This window comes from Streptomyces sp. CA-146814, assembly GCF_050942385.1.
In the GTDB taxonomy this organism is placed as follows: Bacteria; Actinomycetota; Actinomycetes; order Streptomycetales; family Streptomycetaceae; genus Streptomyces.
Window position 1 is genome coordinate 5,562,372 of the sequence record NZ_CP192068.1, and the last position, 19,849, is coordinate 5,582,220.

The following is a 19,849-nucleotide window of genomic DNA, read 5'->3' on the forward strand; positions in this document are numbered from 1 at the left end:
CGCCGCCCGGTTACCGTAGGCCGATGGCCGGGCATCCTCGGCCGGTCTGCTTCCATCCGCACCAAGGAGGACCCGCGCGTGCGTCCCACCCTCGCCGCCGACCAGGTACGGGCCAGCCTGAGCCAGTACCTCGCGACGACGTACGCGCTGGCCGACGAGTCGACCCGCCGTGCCCTGGAGGGGTTCCTCGGGGACGCCGAGGACGGCATCTTCCGCGGCCCCTACCTCCGCGTCCGCACCCCCTTCCGGAGCGCCGAGAACGACGACTGGCAGCGACACCTGGGCTGGTGGCCCCGGAATTTCACCCCGCACCGGCACCAGGAGCGGGCCTGGGAGCGGCTCTCCACCCTGCACAGCCCGGCAGCGCCCACCCTCGTCACCACCGGCACCGGATCGGGCAAGACCGAGTCGTTCCTGATCCCGATCCTCGACCACTGCCGCCGCGAACGCGAGGCAGGCCGGGACGGCGTCAAGGCGATCCTGCTCTACCCCATGAACGCCCTCGCCACCGACCAGGCCCACCGCATCGGCGAACGCCTCGGCGATCCGAAGGACACCCGGCTGCGCGACGCGGGCGTGCGGGCCGGGCTCTACATCGGCGACCGGCCGTCCCAGGAGTTCAAGCAGGCCAATCCCCACATCGCCGTCGACCGGGACGAGATCCGCCGCACCCCGCCCGACATCCTGATCACCAACTACAAGATGCTCGACCTGCTCCTCCAGCGGCCCGAGGACCGGCGTCTGTGGCAGGAATCCCCGCTCGCCTACGTCGTGCTCGACGAGTTCCACACCTACGACGGAGCACAGGGCACCGACGTCGCCATGCTGCTCCGCCGCCTCGGCTCGGTCACCGGACTCGCGGAGCCGGGGCGGCCCCTGGGACCCGTCTGCCCGGTCGCCACCTCGGCCACCCTCGGCGAGGGCGGCCCCGGCGACAGCGGCGTACGCACCGGGCGGGGGGAGGCCGGGCGGCCCGGCATGCTGGAGGTCGCCGAGCAGGTCTTCGGCGTACCGTTCCCCGCCGACGCGGTCGTGGGCGAGGACCGGCGCTCGGCGCGGGACTTCACCGGTGAGAGCGACTTCACCCTGCCGTTCCCCCCGCCCGAGGAGGTCGACGGTCTGGGCGACCCCACCCGCGACCCGGGAGCCATGGACGACCTCGTCGCCGCGTTCACCGGCCTGGCCGGCCCCACCCCCGAGGAACTCGGGGGCGTCCTGCGCCGCCACCGGCTCACCTCCGCCGTCCTGGAGATCCTCGACGGCACCCCCAGGACCCTCGCCGAGATCACCGAGATCCTGCCCCGGTACGCCTACCACTGGGGCGTCGCGGTGCAGCGGCGGCCGGCCCTCGCTGCCAGGGCGCTCGCCCGCTACCTCGCCCTCCTCTCGTACGCCCGGGACCCCCAGAACCCCGGGCGGCCCCTGCTCTCCATCGAGATCCACCACTGGGTGCGCTCCGTCTCCCGGGTCCTGCGCGGCATCAGCGGGGCCCGCGCCGAGTTCCGCTGGGACGACGAACGGGTCACCTCCGGCGGTGCGCTGGCCCGCGCGGGACGGACCTCCGGCGCCGGTCCGTCCCCGTACGACGGGGAGAAGCCCGCCCTGCCGCGCGACGCCGTGGGGGAGGGAGCCGTACCGGCAGACGACAGCGCACCGCCGCCCGCCGAGGTGTTCCTGCCCGCCGTCTTCTGCCGCGAGTGCGGACGCTCCGGCTGGGCCGCCTACTCGCCCGAGGTCGACCCCGCCCACCTCGACCTGAACGCCACCAAGATCCGCCGGGCCTCCGTCGGCCGCGACAAGCGCCGGGTGCGCAACATGATCGCCGCGACCCCGCGCGAGGTGCACGAGGCGGCTTTCGGGGCCGGAGCGGACCGCAGGCGCGGCGGGCCCGCCGTCATGGTCCTGGAAGGCACCGGCGGCCGGCTGCGCCCTCTGTCACCCGAAGCCGACTTCACCGCGCCCGCCGACGGCGAGGCAGCCCGTCGGCCGGTACCCCTGCACAACGCCGCCTTCGTCCACACCGACCTCGACGGCGACCGGGCGGCCGAACGCGACCAGTGCCCCGCCTGCCGGACCTTCAACTCCATCCGCTACCTCGGAACCGGCCTCGCCGCGCTCGCCGCCGCCTCCGTCACCCAGCTCTTCACCGGCGGCGAACTGGACAAGAGCCTGGGAGAGGACAAGACGCTCCTCTTCAACGACTCCGTGCAGGACGCCGCCCACCGCGCCGGGTACGTCGCCAGCCGCTCCTACACCTTCTCGCTGCGGGCGCTGCTCGCCAGCCGTATCGGCGAGGACGAACCGGTCGCCCTGAACGACCTCGCCGCCGACCTGATCGCGGACGTCGTCGACAGCAAGGCCGTCCAGGCCGCCGTCATCCCACCGGACCTCCACCTCGTCCGCGGGGTGGACACGCTGCTCTCCGGACGCAGCCGCGGCTCCCGGGCCACCTGGGAGCTGATCGCCCAGCGCCTGGCGTTCGCCACCGTCATGGAGTTCGGCCTCCGCTCCCGGCAGGGCCGCACCCTGGAACTCACCCGCACCATCGCCGCCGACGTACCGCTGCCGGACCCCGACGCGGTGGCGGACATCGTACGGGAGACACTCCTGACCACCCCGGGTGACATCGCGCTGCCCGACGGCTCCGCGCCCGGACCCGAGAGGTACACCGGCTTCGTGCGGGGCCTGCTGGAACGGATGCGCATCCGCGGAGCGGTCCGGCACGCCTGGCTGGACCCCTGGCTGGCCCAGGCGGGGGTACGCAGATGGGCGATCTGGGGCGGGCGCGAGACCGGGATGCCGGCCTTCCCCCGTGGCGTCTCCGCCCCCGCCTTCCTGCTCGGCACCCCCAAGCAGGGCAGCGAGGACTTCGACGTCCTGACCGGCCGGCTCGGCTGGTACCAGGACTGGGCCGTGCGCTCCCTCGGGCTGCGCCCCGAAGCGGCCGGCCTCTTCCTGACCCGCCTCCTGCCCGCACTCGCCGACGCGGGCGTCGTCTCCGCGCGGACGGCCCTCGACGGCACCACCCGCGTCTACGGACTCCAGCCCGGCCACATCCAGGTCCGGGCCCTCGCCGACGACACGCTGCCCGACGCCACCGCGCACTGCCCCCGGTGCTTCTGGGAGCAGACCGTCCACCCCGACCTCGCCGACCAGTGGCACGGGCAGCCCTGCCCCCGCTACCGGTGCGGCGGAACCCTCGGCACCGGACGCGACCTGGACAGCGGACTGCGGCAGCGGGACTTCTCCGACGACTTCTACCGCCGCATGTACCGCGAGGCCGGGGTCTTCACCATCAACACCGCTGAGCACACCGGCACGCTCAGCCGCGCCAGGCGGGAAGCGGTGGAGAAGGCGTTCCGGGAGGGCACCCGCGTCCACTACGCCAACCCGCAGGTGCTGTCCTGCACCCCCACGCTCGAACTCGGCATCGACATCGGCGACCTGTCGGCCGTCGTCCTCGCCTCGCTGCCGAAGGGCCCGGCCAACTACATCCAGCGTGTGGGCCGCGCCGGACGGTCCACCGGCAACGCCTACCTGCTCACCATGGTCGACCGCGGCCCGCGTGACCGCTACTACCTGGAAGACCCCCGGCTCATGATCGCCGGAGAGGTGCTGCCGCCCGGCTGCTACCTCTCCGCCGCCGAGATCCTCCGCCGCCAGTACCTGGCCCACCTCCTCGACCTCGCGGGCGCCGGACGGCTGGTCTCGCCCGACGGGACGCCCCTGAGGCCCCTTCCCGGACGTGCCACCGACCTCTTCGGGACCTCCGCCTGGCAGGCCGAGTTCGCCGAAGCGGCACTCGCCGCCGGAAACCGGCTCGTCCAGGGCTTCCTGGACCTGTTCCCGCCCTACGACGAGAACCGCGGCACCGGTGTCAGCCCGCAGGCCCGCGCCGCCCTCGTCACCTACGCGACCGACGCCGGCGAGGACGGGCTGGGTGCCGCCCTGGACACGGCGCGCCGACGGTGGGAGGACCGGCGCGCCGAACTCCAGCGCCGTACCGAGGCCATCGACCGAGCCCACGGGCTGCTCGTCGCCGGCGACCCCGACCACGAGCGGCAGGGACGCGAACTACGGGCCGAGCGCCGGGACGTGGCACGCCTCTCCCGCGAGATCAGCCGCACCACCGCGCACGGGGCCCTGGTCGACCTCGGCCTGCTCCCGAACTACAGCCTGATCGACTCGCCCACCGAGCTGGAGGCCACGCTCACCTGGACGGAGAAGGGCCCCGACGGCACACGCACGCACCACAGCAAGACCCTGCGCCACAGCCGCCCCGCGCGCCTCGCCCTCTCCGAGTTCGCCCCCGGCAACCACTACTACGTGCAGGGGTACAAGCACCGCGTCACCGGACTCGACATCGGCAGCCCCGGACGTCCCGCCTGGCTCTGGTGGCGCGTCTGCCCCGACTGCGGTCACGTCCGCACCCACCGGGCCGAGCAGGACGCCGCGCCCTGCCCCCGCTGCCGGTCGGCCGCCATCGGGGACATCGGCTGCCTGCACAAGGTCCTCGTGCCCCGCCGCGTCACCTCCCGCGACGAGCGCGACGACGTCCGCGTCCGCGACGACACCGACGAACGGGAGCGACGGCACTACTCCGTCGTCCCGGCCGTCGACATCGACACACATGACATCGAAGAGGCGTGGAAGCACGAACACGCCACCTTCGGCTGGGAGTTCACCCGTCAGGCACGCATCCGCCACATCAACGTCGGAGCCACCCGCGTGGACGGCGGCGCGGACACGCACTTCGCCGGAAGGGAGGTGCGGCTCAACCCGTTCTGGGTCTGCGACGCGTGCGGGTTCGCCGACCCGGACGGCGGCCCCACCGCCCACGACCCCGGCGACACGTCGGCCCACGCCAAATACCACCGGCCCTGGTGCCCCCGGCGGCGAGCGGCCGACGACGCCGCACGGCGAGGCGAGCGGGTGCTGCTCGCCCACGAGCTGCGCACCGACGCGCTGCGCCTCCTCATTCCCGCCGTCACCGCCTACACCCAGGAGCGGCTGGCGTCCTTCAAAGCCCTCCTCCTGGCCGGGATCGCCCGCAGCTACGGCGGAGACCCCGACCATCTCGCGGTCGTCACCGACTCCATGCCCGAGGACGGGGGCGAGAGCCCGCTCCGCCGCCACTTCCTCGTCCTGTACGACACCCTGCCCGGCGGCACCGGATATCTGCACCGCCTGGCCGGGAGGGACGGGCTGAGGGGCGTCCTGGACCATGCGCGACAGGTGATCGAGACCTGCGTCTGCGTGGGGCAGGGCCGACCCGCCTGCCACCGGTGTCTGCTCCGGCACGTGACCGACGCCGAGTACGAGCTCGTGAGCCGCGAGCACGCCCTCGACATGCTCGGTGAGCTGTTCGGCCGTGGGGCCGACCGCTGGAGCACCGTGCAGGTGGCCACCACCCGCGACATCACCCTCGTGCACCAGGTGGAGAGCGAACTGGAGGCCCTTTTCCGGCGTGGTCTGCTCGAATGGGCCGACCGTGTGGACGAGGTCAGCGTCCGCAGCGCGCTCGCCGCCGACGGCACCCGGGACACCACCCTGCGCTTCACCGCACCCGACGGGACCGTCCGGGGCTGGCAGATGGAGACCCAGACTCCGCTCGGCTTCACCCGCCCCGACGTGGTCTTCCGCAGCACCGACGACGACCGCAGGGTCGCCGTCTACCTGGACGGCTACCGCTATCACGCCGGCCCCGGGCACCTCACCGCCGAGGCCGACGCGGTGAAGCGCACCCGGTTGCGAGCCGAGGGCTGGCAGGTCTTCCAGCTCACCTGGGACGACGTACAGGCGTGGACGGGGCGTACGGCCCCGGGGGCCGATCCCGTGTGGAAGCCGTACCCGAACACCGCCCAGAAGACCGCCATGGACGTCCACCGGCGCATGCACGAGGGGGACACCCGTGATCTGACGCGCCTGGTGTGGGTCAACCCCGTCGAGACACTCATCGGGTACCTCACCGACCCGGACCCGGATGCCTGGCGGCTGCGCGTACAGAGTGCCCTCGCCGGCTTCGCGGCCGTCTCCTCCACCAGCAGGGCCCTGGCCGACGGCGTCGAGACCGGACGCAGGATCCACGAGGCGCTGCACGGGCGGCGGTTGGCGGCGGGGAAGGGAGCCGTCCAGGTCATGGCGACCCGGGACAGCTCGGGATGTCCGCTCACCATCGCGCTCGATCTGCGCGGCGGGCAGAGAGGGGCGGCCTGGACCGCGCTGACCGTCCTCGACGACGCTCCCGGCACGGTCGACGCGGACGAGGCCGCCCACCGCAGACGCTGGCAAGCGTGGCTCTACTGGAGCAACCTGCTCCAGTTCCTCGACGGGGGGGAGGGCGAGGGGGTCCAGCTGACGACCGGGATGCTGTCCGGGTTCGACCCGGCCGAGCTGGCGGTCACCGGCGGAGCCGGATGGCTCACCTCCCAGCTGCGTGCGCACCAGCCCGCACCGGACGCACCCGAGCCGGCCGCGGACGGGCGCCGTGCATCGGCAGGCCCACAGGAGAAGGCGGGCGGCACGGACGGTGTCCCGCCCGTCCGCGACCCCGCCTGGGACGAGGTGATCGAGCTGCTGGTCGAGGACCCCGGACTGGACGCACTCGCCCACGCGCTCGCCGACGGGGGCGTACCCGTACCCGAGGCGGGCCACGAGCTGGGAACGGCGGCCTGGCCCGCCGAACTGGCCTGGCCCGACCGGAGGGTGGGCGTCGTCCTGGCCCACCGTCCGGACCCCGTCAGCGGACGGGACATCGATGCCGAACAGCGGGACGGGGCCTACCGCGCCGCGGGCTGGCAGGTCCGTACCGCGCCGGAATGGAACGCGGACGAACTCGCCGCACTCGTGCGCGGCGACGCTGACACGACCACGAACGACCAGGGGGAGAACCAGCCATGACGGTCCACAGCACGCCCAGGACGGGTGTGACCCTGCGCCTGCTGGACAAGGCGGACAAGGAGATCGTCAAACTGGACCGGGCGGTCCTGGGGGCGTTCTACAAGTTCCAGCACGACTTCCGCCGCAACCCGCACGCCGGCGGATTCGACCTCAAACAGCTGGAAGGCCATGACCGCCTCTGGTCGGCGCGCGTCAACCGGGAGTGGCGTGCTCTGATGATCCGCCTGAGCGGTGACGACTGGCTCCTCGTCGCCGTCAAACACCGGGGACACGTCCACAAGAACCTCGAACGCTTCAACTACGGCATCAACCACATCACCGGTGCGATCGAGTACGTCGATCTTCAGGTCGTCGAAGAGAGCGTGCTGCGCCGCGGCCTCACACCGCCCACCAACCCCGCAGCGTCCCCCTCGGCCCCTTCCGGTCCACCCGCGGAGACATGGCCGGACGAGGAGCCGCTTTTCGGCGCGTACACCGACCAGCAGCTCGTGGACCTCGGCGTCACCCAGCCCCTCCTTCCGATCGTCCGGAAACTCACGACCGACGACGAACTGCTGGGCCTCGCCGAGTACGCCCCCCGTCACACCGGGGAGGTCCTCCTCCGGTTGCGGGACGGCGTTCCGTACGAAGAGGTCATGGAACAGGTGACCGCGCCCGTCGCCGTGGCCGAGCCGGAGCAGAACCTCGACTCCGACGACTGGCAGACGGCCGTCGACCGCTCCCAGACCGTGGTGATCACCGACGACGAATCCCTCCAGAGCATCCTGGAGGAGGGCGACTTCGGCCGCTGGAAGGTCTTCCTCCACCCCACCCAGGAGAAGCTGGTCCGGCGGCGCTACTCCGGCCCCGCCCGGGTCGGCGGCGGCCCGGGTACGGGGAAGACGATCGTCGCTCTCCACCGCGTCCGTCATCTGGTGCGGCAACTTCCACCCGGCCACACGAAGCCCGTGCTCCTCACCACCTTCAACCGCAACCTCGCCGCGGAGCTGAGGGCCCGGCTGCTCTCCCTCGGCGGGCCGGACGTTCTGGCGCGAGTCGACATCGCCCATGTCGACCAGCTCGCCACGCGTATCGTCAGCGAGGCCGACCCGGGCAACACGAAGCGCCGGATCGACGACGCGGCGGCCCTTCGTGAGTGGCGGGAACTGCTCGTGGAGACGGGGCAGACGCGCTGGAACGCCGAATTCCTCAGCGACGAGTGGAACCAGGTCATCCTGGGGCAGGCGGTGTCCAACCGGAGCGATTACTTCACCGCGCGTCGTGCGGGCCGGGGCCGTAGCGTCACCCGCTCCGAACGCGCCGGGATCTGGCAGCTGGCCGAACGCTTCGCCCAGCGTCTGGAGACCAAGGGCCTGGAGACCCACCGCCAGATCGCGGAGCGGGCCGCCCGCCTGGAGATGGCCCGCAAGACCCGGATCGACCAGCGCGCGGAGGCACGCGAGGAGCGGGGCGGCCTGGACAACCTCCACGCCGAGGCCGGATCCGGCGCCTGGCTGCGCTATCGGTACCGGCACATCGTGGTCGACGAGGCACAGGACCTCAGTGCCGCCCACTGGAAGATGCTGCGTGCCATGGTGCCGTCCGACGCGGATGACATCTTCCTGGTCGGAGACACCCATCAGCGGATCTACGACAACCAGGTCACCCTCGGCAGTCTCGGCGTGCACATCCGGGGCCGGTCCTCCCGGTTGACCCTCAGCTACCGCACGACCCGGGAGATCCTGCGCGACGCCATCCGGGTTCTCGGCGGCGCCGACTACGACGACCTGGACGGTGACGCCGACACGCTCGCCGGATACCGCTCCGTCCTGCACGGCACGGAACCCTCGTTGCACGGGGCACCGAGCTGGGACAAGGAGATGGATCTCGTCGTGGAGCAGTTGCGCGCCTGGCACGACGTGCCCCGGGAGTCCACGGCGATCTGTGTCCCGACCAACGAGATGGTCACCCAGCTCGCCGACCGCCTGGCACGCGCCGGCATCACCCCGTCCGAGATCACCCAGGACGGCCCTCGCGGTGACCAGGGCGTCCACATCGGCACCATGTACCGCTTCAAGGGGCTGGAGTACCGCTGCCTGATCATCGCCGGTGCGTCGGAGGGGCTCGTGCCCCGGACCTCCGTCGACGCGTGGGAACAGACGGACCCCAGCCGTCACCAGCGCGAGCTGCACCGTGCCCGGTCGCTGCTCTTCGTGGCGGCCACCCGCGCCCGGGACGCGCTGGCCATCACCTGGCACGGCGAGCCGAGCAGGTTCCTCGATCCGCTTCTCTCCGCCAGACGCTGAGACGAGCACTTCACCACCCGCGCCCACCCGACGAGGCCCGGTCGCACTCCGCCGCGACAAGCCCGGAATAGATTTGCCCACCCGATCGGGTCCGTACCCCCCAGGAGTCTGCCGACATGATCCCACCCAAGCCCGCCGACGCCCCGACGTATCCTGCCGAGCCCGTCGCCGCGTCAGCCGGGATCCGGCCGCCCCGCCGGGCTGTCTTAGCGGCAGCTGTCTGGACGTTGGTGGTTGCTGGAACGTCGTCAGGCGTCACTCTCGCCATCGTGAGTGGTGACGGTCCACGTACGACTGCTGCACCCGCATCGAGTCCGTCGATCTGGCAGGACACGCGCACATATCCCGACAACGCCGCACAGGGGCCGGAGGGGCAGCAGACCCCCTCTCCCTCTGCTGATATCCACACCATGGGACAGAGGGCGAAGAGCGGCGGTGTCACTGTCGTCGTCAAGAAGGTCCGTGAGTCCCCGACCTTGACCATCGACGACTTCGATACGACCAAGATCCTCAAGGCCGGTGACGGCGCCAAGTACGTCATCGTCGAGTCCACCGTCTACAACGACGGCCGTAGGTCCTTCGACCCTGTCTGTGGTGGTGGGATCTCGCAGGGCCTTGTCGACACGGAGGGTCGGACGTTCGACATGATTCAGGATGCTTATCGAGTCAAGGAGAACAGCAGGGCCAGAGTGTGTTCCGAAGACGTGCAGCCCGGGTTCAAGCGCGATGTGGTCTTCGTCTACAAACTTCCCGCCGAAGCGCACCCCGCCCAATGGGCGTTCTCGGGCTCTCGGGGCGAAGCGGAGGGCGACTTGGCCGCTGTCAGGGTCGAGGGTCCCGCTTCAGGCTGATCTTCTTGCTCCTAGCTCCCATACCTGGGGTCCGCCATGCGATGACGCCCTCTGCCGGGCTGCGTCCCAGCTCTTCATGGGCCCGCTGGGCACCCGAGGAGACTCATTCGGGCACCTTCGCCGAGACCGATGTGGGAAGGCTTCCGGGCCCTGGGCTCACCGAACGCCGGCTGATCCGTTCCGCAGCAGACTCTTTGAGCCGCGTCGTCTCGCTGGGGGCGCGGAGGATTGGGCGGCGCCTGCTTCAGACTCTCGGCGGCATGGGAGCCGGATGAGACGACGCTCGTGGCCGCCGATTCCGCTCCTCGTGACCCTTCCCACGAGGAGCGGAGGGAAGCCCATCGCGTGGAGCCGCAGGCCGCTGCTGTTTTGGCACGAACAAAAAGGCGCTGACCTGCATTTCTGCTGGTCAGCGCCTTGATCCGGAGTGCCCCCGGCAGGATTCGAACCTGCGCACCCGGCTCCGGAGGCCGATGCTCTATCCCCTGAGCTACGGGGGCGTATCGCGGTGTTGCTCTGCGACGGGTGAAACACTACCAGCTTCCGACGGGTCTCCGTGAACAGGTATTCCGTCGCGTCAGCCCGTCCCCCGTCCGGGGCGGAAGTGGGCAAACGCCGGACGCGGTCACCGGGGCCGACCTACTCTCGAAGGGTGTCAGGGGCGTACGGCCGCGTGCTTGTTGTCGACGACAACAAGGTCATCCGGCAGCTGATCAGGGTCAATCTCGAGCTGGAGGGCTTCGAGGTCGTGACCGCGGCCGATGGTGTCGAGTGCCTGGACCTGGTCCACCGGGTTCGTCCTGATGTGATCACCCTCGATGTCGTGATGCCGCGCCTCGGCGGCCTGGAGACCGCGTCCGGCCTGCGCTCCGACCCCCGTACCCGCCATCTGCCCATCGCCGTCATCAGCGCCTGCACGCCGTACGAGGTGGACACGGGCGTCTCGGCCGGGGTCGACGCGTTCCTGGCGAAGCCGTTCGAGCCGAGCGAGCTGGTGCGGATGGTGCACCGGCTGGCCACGGGGGAGGAGCGGCCGCCGGTCGACGGGCGGAGCGGTGCCGGACGGGCAGGCAGCACCACCACCTGACCGCATGGCGAAACCGGGTCGCGGAGTGCCCCTCCTCCTCCCCTACGCTTGTCCCGTGACCCCCGCCGATCTCTCCCGGACCGTGCTGCACGCCGTGCGCCGCGCGGTCGACGAGAATGCGCTGCGCGCCTCCGTGCCCGCGCGCGTACGGGTGGAGAGGGCCCGGCCCGGCGGCAGCGGCGACTACGCCTGTGCGGTCGCGCTCCAGCTCGCCGGGGACGCCGGGCTGCCGGCCCTGGAGGTCGCGCGGATCCTGCGCGAGCGGGTCGCCGCCGAGCCCGGCATCGGGCGGGTCGAGATCACCGGGCCCGGGTTCCTGAGCTTCACCCTGGACGCCCCGGCCGCCGGCGACCGGGCCGTGCTCGACGCCGTACGGGAGCAGGGGAGTGCGTACGGACACGGGGACGCGCTCCGGGGGGAGGAGATCCGGCTCCACCACGCGCCCGAGGTGCGCGCGGCCGTCACCGCCGATGCCGTACGCCGGCTCCTCGCCGCGCAAGGCGCCCGGGTCGGGGTCGGCTGCGAAGGGGGCGGCGACCTGGAGTGGGGTCGCCTCGGCGTCACCGCCGACCCGCACGAAACGCCCCCGGGCCCCTTCGCCACGACGATCCGCCCCGTGCCCGCCCATGCCACCGCCGCCGAGCTGCTGGAACGGCTCGGCGCGGACGCCACCCGCTGGGGGCTGCTGCGGCCCGCCTCGCACGACCGCGCCCCGCTCGGCGACGAGCTGCTCGTCCAAGGTGAGGCCAACCCGCTCTTCCGGGTCCGGTACGCCCACGCCAGGACCCGCGCCCTCACCCGCGACGCCGCCGCCCTCGGGTTCACGGCAGAGTCCGATGCGGCTCCGGTTCCGTACGAAAGCCCCGCCCGCCCCCTCCTCGACCTCCTCGCCGACCACCCCGGCGTCCTCCTCGCCGCAGCCCGTCACCGCGCGCCCGACCGGGTCGCCCGGCAGCTGGAAGCCGTCGCGCACGCGTTCTTCGACTTCCACGACAGCGGCTCCCCGCTGCCCTCCGGCGACGAGAAACCCTCGGCCGCCCACCGCTCCCGGCTGGCCCTCGCCGAGGCCGCCGGGACGGTGCTGGCCGGCGGCCTGTCCCTGCTCGGTATCAGCGCGCCCGAACACCTCTGACGAGATCAGAAAAGAAACCCGAGAGAGCATCACGATGAGCCGCTCCGCACACCCCGCCGGTCCCCGTCACGCCGACGTCCTCACCGAGGGGCACTACTCCGCCCCCGCCGCCGACCTCAACGTCCTGGACGAGAAGGTCTGGTCCCGTACCGTCACCCGCGACGCGGACGGCGCCCTCACCGTCGGCGGGATCGCCGTCGCCCGGCTCGCCGAGGAGTTCGGGACCCCCGCCTACTTCCTCGACGAGAGCGACTTCCGCGCCCGCTGCCGCGCCTGGGCCGACGCCTTCGGGCCGGACGCCGACGTCTTCTACGCAGGCAAGGCCTTCCTCTCCCGCGCCGTCGTGCGCTGGCTCAAGGAGGAGGGGCTCAATCTCGACGTGTGCTCCGGCGGGGAGCTGACCACCGCTCTCGACGCCGGGCTGCCCGCCGAGCGCATCGCCTTCCACGGCAACAACAAGACCGTCGCCGAGATCGAGCGGGCCGTCGAGGCCGGCGTCGGGCGCATCGTGCTCGACTCCTTCCAGGAGATCGTCCGCGTCGCCCACATCGCCCAGCGCCACGGCGTCCGCCAGCGCGTCCAGATCCGGGTCACCGTCGGCGTCGAGGCGCACACCCACGAGTTCATCGCCACCGCGCACGAGGACCAGAAGTTCGGCATCGCGCTCGCCGACGGCCAGGCCGCCGAGGCCGTGCGCCGCGCCCTCTCGCTCGACGGGCTCGAACTCATCGGCGTCCACTCGCACATCGGCTCGCAGATCTTCGACATGGCCGGCTTCGAGGTCTCCGCCCGGCGCGTCGTGCAGCTGCTCGCCGAGGTACGCGACGAGCACGGTGTCGAGCTGCCCGAGATCGACCTCGGCGGCGGCCTCGGCATCGCGTACACCTCGGAGGACGACCCCCGCGAGCCGCACGAGATCGCCAAGGCGCTCAGCGACATCGTCACCCGCGAGTGCGAGGCCGCGAAGCTGCGTACGCCCCGCATCTCCGTCGAGCCCGGCCGGGCCATCGTCGGTCCCACCGCGTTCACGCTGTACGAGGTCGGCACGATCAAGCCCCTCGAAGGGCTGCGCACGTATGTCAGCGTCGACGGCGGAATGTCGGACAATATTCGTACCGCGCTGTACGACGCCGAGTACAGCGTGGCGCTCGTCTCGCGCACCTCGGACGCCGAGCCGATGCTCGTCCGGGTCGTCGGCAAGCACTGCGAGAGCGGGGACATCGTGGTCAAGGACGCGTTCCTCCCGGCCGACCTGGCGCCCGGGGACCTGATCGCGGTCCCCGCCACCGGCGCGTACTGCCGCTCGATGGCGAGCAACTACAACCACGCCCTGCGCCCCCCGGTCGTCGCCGTCCGGGACGGCGAGGCACGCGTCATCGTCCGGCGCGAGACGGAGGAAGATCTCCTGCGTCTCGATGTCGGCTGATGAAATAGTCATCTCAGGATCCGGACGGGGGTCAGAAACGCCCGTCCGGTGAGTGAGACTGGTCCCCACGTGAGCTTGATGAGAAAGAGGTCGGATGATGCGTACGCGTCCGCTGAAGGTGGCGCTGCTGGGCTGTGGAGTGGTCGGCTCAGAGGTGGCGCGCATCATGACGACGCACGCCGACGACCTCACGGCGCGCATCGGCGCACCCGTGGAGCTCGTCGGCGTCGCCGTCCGCCGCCCCGCGAAGGTGCGTGAGGGCATCGACCCCGCCCTGGTCACCACCGACGCCACCGCGCTCGTGCGGCGCGGCGACATCGACGTCGTGATCGAGGTCATCGGCGGCATCGAGCCGGCCCGTACGCTCATCACCACCGCCTTCGAGAACGGCGCGAGCGTCGTCTCCGCCAACAAGGCGCTGCTCGCCGAGGACGGCGCGGCCCTGCACGCCGCCGCCGAGAAGTACGGCCGCGATCTCTATTACGAGGCCGCCGTCGCCGGGGCCATCCCGCTGGTCCGGCCGCTGCGCGAGTCGCTCGCCGGTGACAAGGTCAACCGGGTGCTCGGCATCGTCAACGGCACGACCAACTTCATCCTCGACAAGATGGACACCAGCGGCGCCGGCTACTCCGAGGCGCTCGACGAGGCCACCGCCCTCGGGTACGCCGAGGCCGACCCGACCGCCGACGTCGAGGGCTTCGACGCCGCCGCCAAGGCCGCGATCCTCGCCGGGATCGCCTTCCACACCCGCGTGAAGATCGGTGACGTGCACCGCGAGGGCATCACCGAGGTCACCGCCGCCGACATCGCCTCCGCCCGCCGCATGGGCTGCACGGTCAAGCTCCTCGCCATCTGCGAGCGCGCCGCCGACGGGCAGTCCGTCACCGCCCGCGTCCACCCCGCGATGATCCCGCTCAGCCACCCGCTGGCCTCGGTCCGCGAGGCGTACAACGCGGTGTTCATCGAGGCCGAGGCCGCCGGACAGCTGATGTTCTACGGTCCCGGCGCCGGCGGCTCCCCGACCGCCTCCGCGGTCCTCGGCGACTTGGTCGCGGTCTGCCGCAACAAACTGGGCGAGGCCACCGGACCCGGTGAGTCCGCCTACACGCGCCTGCCGGTCAGCCCCATGGGCGAGGTCGTCACGCGCTACCACATCAGCCTCGACGTGGCCGACAAGCCGGGCGTGCTCGCCCAGGTGGCAACGGTCTTCGCCGAGCAGGGCGTATCGATCGATACCGTCCGCCAGCAGGGAAAGGACGGCGAGGCATCGCTCGTCGTCGTCACCCACCGCGCGCCCGACGCCGCCCTCTCCGGGACCGTCGAAGCGCTGCGCAAGCTCGACACCGTGCGCGGTGTCGCCAGCATCATGCGTGTTGAAGGGGAGTAAAGGACCCATGACCAGCAAGGGCACCCACCAGTGGCGCGGCATCATCGAGGAGTACCGGGACCGGCTTCCGGTCACGGCCACGACGCCCGTCGTCACGCTTCGTGAGGGCGGTACGCCGCTCGTTCCGGCGCAGGTCCTCTCCGAGCGCACGGGCTGCGAGGTGCACCTCAAGGTCGAGGGCGCCAACCCCACCGGTTCGTTCAAGGACCGCGGCATGACCATGGCCATCACCCGGGCCAAGGAGGAGGGCGCGAAGGCCGTCATCTGCGCCTCCACCGGCAACACCTCGGCCTCCGCCGCCGCGTACGCGGTGCGTGCCGGGATGGTCTGCGCCGTCCTCGTACCGCAGGGCAAGATCGCGCTCGGCAAGATGGGCCAGGCGCTCGTGCACGGCGCCAAGATCCTCCAGGTCGACGGCAACTTCGACGACTGCCTCACGCTGGCCCGCTCGCTCTCGGACAACTACCCGGTGGCGCTGGTCAATTCGGTCAACCCGGTCCGTATCGAGGGCCAGAAGACCGCCGCGTTCGAGATCGTCGACGCGCTCGGCGACGCCCCCGACATCCACGTCCTGCCGGTCGGCAACGCGGGTAACATCACCGCGTACTGGAAGGGGTACGGCGAGTACGCCGGCGACGGCGTCTCCACCCACACCCCGCGCATGTGGGGCTTCCAGGCCTCCGGTTCCGCGCCGCTCGTGCGCGGCGAGGTCGTCAAGGACCCGTCCACCATCGCCACCGCGATCCGCATCGGCAACCCGGCCTCCTGGGACTTCGCACTGGCCGCCCGGGACGAGTCGGGCGGTTTCATCGACGAGGTGACGGACCGCCAGATCCTGTCCGCCTACCGGCTGTTGGCCTCGCAGGAGGGCGTCTTCGTGGAGCCCGCGTCGGCCGCGTCGGTCGCCGGTCTGCTCAAGGCCGCCGAGGAGGGCAAGGTCGACCCCGGCCAGCGCATCGTCTGCACGGTCACCGGCAACGGCCTCAAGGACCCCGACTGGGCCGTCGCGGGCGCCCCGCAGCCGGTCACCGTCCCGGTCGACGCGGCCACCGCCGCACAGAAGCTCGGCCTCGTCTGACCTGACGCCCGAAAGCCGGGGTCAACACGAGACAACCCAGCTCAACCACCCTCTTTTCGGGGCGGAGAGCGCATAGGAGGCGGGCGACACGCATCGTGCGCCTCCTGTGCGCCCTATGTCGCGACAGAACCTTCCTTCGATAAGCTGTACCCATCCGCCCGACATCCGCCCGACGGCTCTGTCGCGGCGCGATCGCCGTCGTGTGCGGCGCGTACGGGCCGGACCGCCGGCCCCACCCCCGCAGTCCCACCCCGCAGACCCGCCCCCACCGCCGCAGATCCACCGCACCGCAATCCCCGCCGCCTTACAAGGAGTCGTCCAGCCGATGGCCGGTCCCGCGTTCCGAGCCGCCGCCGTCAGGGTGCGCGTCCCCGCAACCAGCGCCAATCTGGGTCCGGGTTTCGACGCCCTCGGCCTCTCTCTGGGGCTGTACGACGACGTCGTCGTCCGGGTCGCCGACTCCGGGCTCCACATCGACATCGCGGGTGAGGGCGGCGAGACGCTGCCCCGGGACGAGAGCCACCTGCTCGTACGCTCGATGCGCACCGCCTTCGACCTGCTCGGCGGCCAGCCCCGCGGCCTGGAGATCGTCTGCGCCAACCGGATCCCGCACGGCCGCGGCCTCGGCTCCTCCTCCGCCGCCATCTGCGCCGGAATCGTCGCCGCCCGCGCCGTGACGACCGGCGGTGACGCCCGGCTCGACGACGAGGCCCTGCTGGAGCTGGCCACCGAGATCGAGGGCCACCCCGACAACGTCGCCGCCTGTCTGCTCGGCGGCTTCACGCTCGCGTGGATGGACGGCGGAGCGGCCCGGGCGATCCGGATGGACCCGGCGGAGTCCGTCGTTCCGGTGGTCTTCGTGCCCGGCCGGCCCGTGCTCACCGAGACGGCGCGCGGCCTGCTCCCGCGCTCCGTCCCGCACGTCGACGCGGCTCTCAACGCGGGCCGCGCGGCCCTGCTCGTCGAGGCGCTGACCAGGCGTCCCGAGTTCCTGCTCGCCGCCACCGAGGACCGGATCCACCAGGAGTACCGGGGCCCCGCGATGCCCGAGAGCGTCGAGCTGGTGCACCGGCTGCGCGCCGACGGCGTGCCCGCGGTCATCTCCGGCGCGGGCCCCACGGTGCTCGCGCTGGCGGAGGAGGGTTCCGCCGACAAGGTCGCCCGGCTGGCGGGCGAGGGCTGGGCCGCGAACCGGCTGGCGCTCGACTCCGCGGGCGCCACCGTGCTGCCACTGGCCGCGTAACCGCATGTGATTACCGGTGGCCGAGAGGGGGAATGTTTGTTGGAGCCGGTAGTGTTAACCTCAAGTCTGCAACCGACGTCTTTGAGGCGCGTTGCTTCGTGTCCCCCTCCGGGACCACCATTCTTCCGGGAGCCTCCCCAACTGCCTGAGCAGCCTGCCTGAGCAGTTTCGAGCACGCTCCGGAACCGGCACGACACCCCTCGCTCGTCCAGGAGTGGGCCGAGCAGGGGGATCTCGCGCCGGACCCCGCACGTTCATCTCTCCGCCGTACCCGGCGGACCACCGCCCCGGCAAGGTCCGCGATCCAGCAAGATCGACAGACCGCAGTCGGACAGCACAACCGGTCGCCGAGCCAGAAGGCCGACGTCCGCTCCAGGGAAGGACCCTTCGTGAGCGACACCACCGATCTGATGGGCGTGACTGCCGACAAGAACGTCGACAGTGCCGCGCCCGCCGAAGGTGCTGCCTCTGGCACCACCGCACGGCGCCGCCGCTCCGGCACCGGCCTCGACGGCATGGTCCTGGCCGAGCTGCAGCAGGTCGCGTCCGGCCTCGGCATCAGGGGTACCGCGCGGATGCGCAAGAGCCAGCTGATCGAGGTCATCAAGGAGGCGCAGGCCGGCGGCGGATCCGCCGCCCCCAAGGCCTCCGCCAAGGCCGCCGACGCCCCCGCCGCCGAGGCGGAGAGCAAGCCCAAGCGGCGCGCCACCTCCAAGGCGCGCACCGGGGACGAGGCCGCCGCCGAGAAGGCGGCCCAGCAGCAGATCGACATCCCCGGCCAGCCGGCCAGCGACGAGCAGCCCACGGGCGAGCGCCGTCGCCGCCGCGCCACCGCGCAGGCGGGCAGCCCCGACACCAAGACCGAGGCGAAGACCGAGGTCAAGGCGGAGCCGCAGGCCGAGCAGAAGACCGAGGAGCGCGCCGAGCCCAAGGGCGACGCCAAGGCCGAGGCCGCCGCCGACACCGCCGAGGGCCGCCGCGGCGACCGCCAGGGCCGTGGTGACCGTGAGCGCGGTGACCGGGGCGAGCGCCGTGAGCGCCAGCGCGACCGCCGGGGCAAGGGTGACGACCAGGGCCAGCAGGGCGGCGGCGGACAGCGTCCGCAGCGCCAGGGCCAGGGGCAGAGCCAGGGCCAGGGCGGTCAGGGCCAGCAGAACCGCGACAACCGTGACAACGGTCCGCAGGACGACTTCGACGACGAGGCGGGCGGCCGCCGCGGCCGCCGCGGCCGCTACCGCGACCGCCGTGGCCGTCGTGGCCGCGACGACTTCGCCGGCGATGTGCAGGTGGCCGACGACGACGTCCTGATCCCCGTCGCGGGCATCCTGGACATCCTCGACAACTACGCGTTCATCCGGACCTCCGGCTACCTGCCGGGCCCGAACGACGTGTACGTCTCGCTCGCCCAGGTCCGTAAGAACGGCCTGCGCAAGGGTGACCACGTCACCGGTGCGGTGCGGCAGCCCAAGGACGGCGAGCGGCGCGAGAAGTTCAACGCGCTGGTCCGCCTCGACTCGGTCAACGGCATGGCCCCCGAGTCCGGCCGGGGCCGCCCCGAGTTCCAGAAGCTGACCCCGCTCTACCCGCAGGACCGGCTCCGTCTGGAGACCGACTCCAACATCCTGACGACGCGGATCATCGACCTGGTGGCCCCGATCGGCAAGGGCCAGCGTGGCCTCATCGTGGCCCCGCCGAAGACCGGTAAGACCATGATCCTGCAGGCCATCGCCAACGCGATCACGGTCAACAGCCCCGAGTGCCACCTGATGGTCGTCCTGGTCGACGAGCGTCCGGAAGAGGTCACCGACATGCAGCGGTCGGTGAAGGGCGAGGTCATCTCCTCGACCTTCGACCGTCCCGCCGAGGACCACACCACCGTCGCCGAGCTGGCCATCGAGCGTGCCAAGCGCCTCGTGGAGCTGGGTCACGACGTGGTCGTCCTGCTCGACTCGATCACCCGTCTGGGCCGCGCGTACAACCTCGCGGCGCCCGCCTCCGGCCGCATCCTCTCCGGTGGTGTCGACTCGACCGCGCTGTACCCGCCGAAGCGCTTCTTCGGTGCCGCGCGGAACATCGAGGACGGCGGCTCGCTGACCATCCTGGCCACCGCGCTCGTCGAGACCGGCTCGCGCATGGACGAGGTGATCTTCGAGGAGTTCAAGGGCACCGGCAACATGGAGCTCAAGCTCGACCGGAAGCTCTCGGACAAGCGCATCTTCCCGGCGGTCGACGTGGACGCGTCCTCCACCCGTAAGGAAGAGATCCTGCTCGGCACCGACGAGCTGGCGGTCGTCTGGAAGCTGCGCCGGGTGCTGCACGCGCTCGACCAGCAGCAGGCGATCGAGCTCCTCCTGGACCGGATGAAGAAGACCCAGTCCAACGCGGAGTTCCTGCTCCAGATCCAGAAGACGACGCCGGGCAGCGGAAACGGCAACGACTGACGCAGCCACGGCAGTTGAC

General features: G+C 71.7%; 10 protein-coding genes and 1 tRNA gene. 10 read left to right on the plus strand and 1 reads right to left on the minus strand.

What is annotated here, in order from left to right; translation table 11 throughout:
- The first annotated feature begins 78 nt into the window (after positions 1–78).
- The 3 genes from ACQP09_RS25040 to ACQP09_RS25050 all read left to right on the plus strand — a co-directional run bounded on the left by ACQP09_RS25040 (position 79) and on the right by ACQP09_RS25050 (position 10,036).
- Entirely contained in the window at positions 79–6,900 is a 6,822-nt protein-coding gene (locus tag ACQP09_RS25040; protein ID WP_433403323.1) for a DEAD/DEAH box helicase, read from the plus strand.
- On the plus strand, positions 6,897–9,185 hold the full coding sequence (locus ACQP09_RS25045; RefSeq protein ID WP_433403326.1) for a UvrD-helicase domain-containing protein: 2,289 nt from the start codon (positions 6,897–6,899) through the stop codon (positions 9,183–9,185). The genes ACQP09_RS25040 and ACQP09_RS25045 overlap by 4 nt, the downstream gene beginning before the upstream one ends.
- 116 nt (positions 9,186–9,301) lie before the next feature.
- Positions 9,302–10,036 (plus strand): hypothetical protein, encoded by a 735-nt coding sequence (locus ACQP09_RS25050; RefSeq protein ID WP_433403328.1) that lies wholly within the window; start codon positions 9,302–9,304, stop codon positions 10,034–10,036.
- 428 nt (positions 10,037–10,464) lie between these two features.
- On the opposite strand, the gene ACQP09_RS25055 is transcribed toward ACQP09_RS25050, so the two are convergent.
- Positions 10,465–10,536, minus strand: a tRNA-Arg gene (locus ACQP09_RS25055).
- A gap of 173 nt (positions 10,537–10,709) precedes the next feature.
- Here ACQP09_RS25055 and ACQP09_RS25060 point away from each other — a divergent pair.
- The 7 genes from ACQP09_RS25060 (at position 10,710) to rho (ending at position 19,830) form a co-directional block, all read left to right on the plus strand.
- Positions 10,710–11,123, plus strand: coding sequence for a response regulator (locus ACQP09_RS25060; protein WP_432149718.1), 414 nt, complete (start codon positions 10,710–10,712; stop codon positions 11,121–11,123).
- Between the two features lie 55 nt (positions 11,124–11,178).
- A complete protein-coding gene (nrtL, locus tag ACQP09_RS25065; RefSeq protein WP_433403332.1) occupies positions 11,179–12,255 on the plus strand; it encodes an ArgS-related anticodon-binding protein NrtL in 1,077 nt (358 codons plus the stop codon).
- Between the two features lie 34 nt (positions 12,256–12,289).
- Positions 12,290–13,681: a diaminopimelate decarboxylase gene (gene lysA / locus ACQP09_RS25070; RefSeq protein ID WP_433403334.1), complete on the plus strand. Its 1,392-nt coding sequence runs from the start codon at positions 12,290–12,292 to the stop codon at positions 13,679–13,681.
- A gap of 97 nt (positions 13,682–13,778) precedes the next feature.
- Complete coding sequence (locus ACQP09_RS25075) at positions 13,779–15,068, plus strand: homoserine dehydrogenase (RefSeq protein ID WP_432149831.1); 1,290 nt, start codon at positions 13,779–13,781, stop codon at positions 15,066–15,068.
- Between the two features lie 7 nt (positions 15,069–15,075).
- The gene (thrC, locus tag ACQP09_RS25080) at positions 15,076–16,146 is read left to right on the plus strand and encodes a threonine synthase (RefSeq protein WP_433403337.1); all 1,071 of its coding nucleotides are present in this window, start codon (positions 15,076–15,078) and stop codon (positions 16,144–16,146) included.
- Between the two features lie 325 nt (positions 16,147–16,471).
- On the plus strand, positions 16,472–17,389 hold the full coding sequence (thrB, locus tag ACQP09_RS25085) for a homoserine kinase (protein ID WP_433403339.1): 918 nt from the start codon (positions 16,472–16,474) through the stop codon (positions 17,387–17,389).
- Positions 17,390–17,778: 389 nt separating this feature from the next.
- Positions 17,779–19,830 (plus strand): transcription termination factor Rho, encoded by a 2,052-nt coding sequence (rho, locus tag ACQP09_RS25090; protein ID WP_433403342.1) that lies wholly within the window; start codon positions 17,779–17,781, stop codon positions 19,828–19,830.
- The last annotated feature ends 19 nt before the right edge of the window (positions 19,831–19,849 follow it).

What these genes read in the sequence shown, in the direction of transcription:
- ACQP09_RS25045 (WP_433403326.1), top strand. Translation starts at nt 6,897, where the DNA reads ATGACGGTCCACAGCACGCCCAGGACGGGTGTGACCCTGCGCCTGCTG.
- ACQP09_RS25050 (WP_433403328.1), top strand. Translation starts at nt 9,302, where the DNA reads ATGATCCCACCCAAGCCCGCCGACGCCCCGACGTATCCTGCCGAGCCC.
- lysA (WP_433403334.1), top strand. Translation starts at nt 12,290, where the DNA reads ATGAGCCGCTCCGCACACCCCGCCGGTCCCCGTCACGCCGACGTCCTC.
- ACQP09_RS25075 (WP_432149831.1), top strand. Translation starts at nt 13,779, where the DNA reads ATGCGTACGCGTCCGCTGAAGGTGGCGCTGCTGGGCTGTGGAGTGGTC.
- thrC (WP_433403337.1), top strand. Translation starts at nt 15,076, where the DNA reads ATGACCAGCAAGGGCACCCACCAGTGGCGCGGCATCATCGAGGAGTAC.
- thrB (WP_433403339.1), top strand. Translation starts at nt 16,472, where the DNA reads ATGGCCGGTCCCGCGTTCCGAGCCGCCGCCGTCAGGGTGCGCGTCCCC.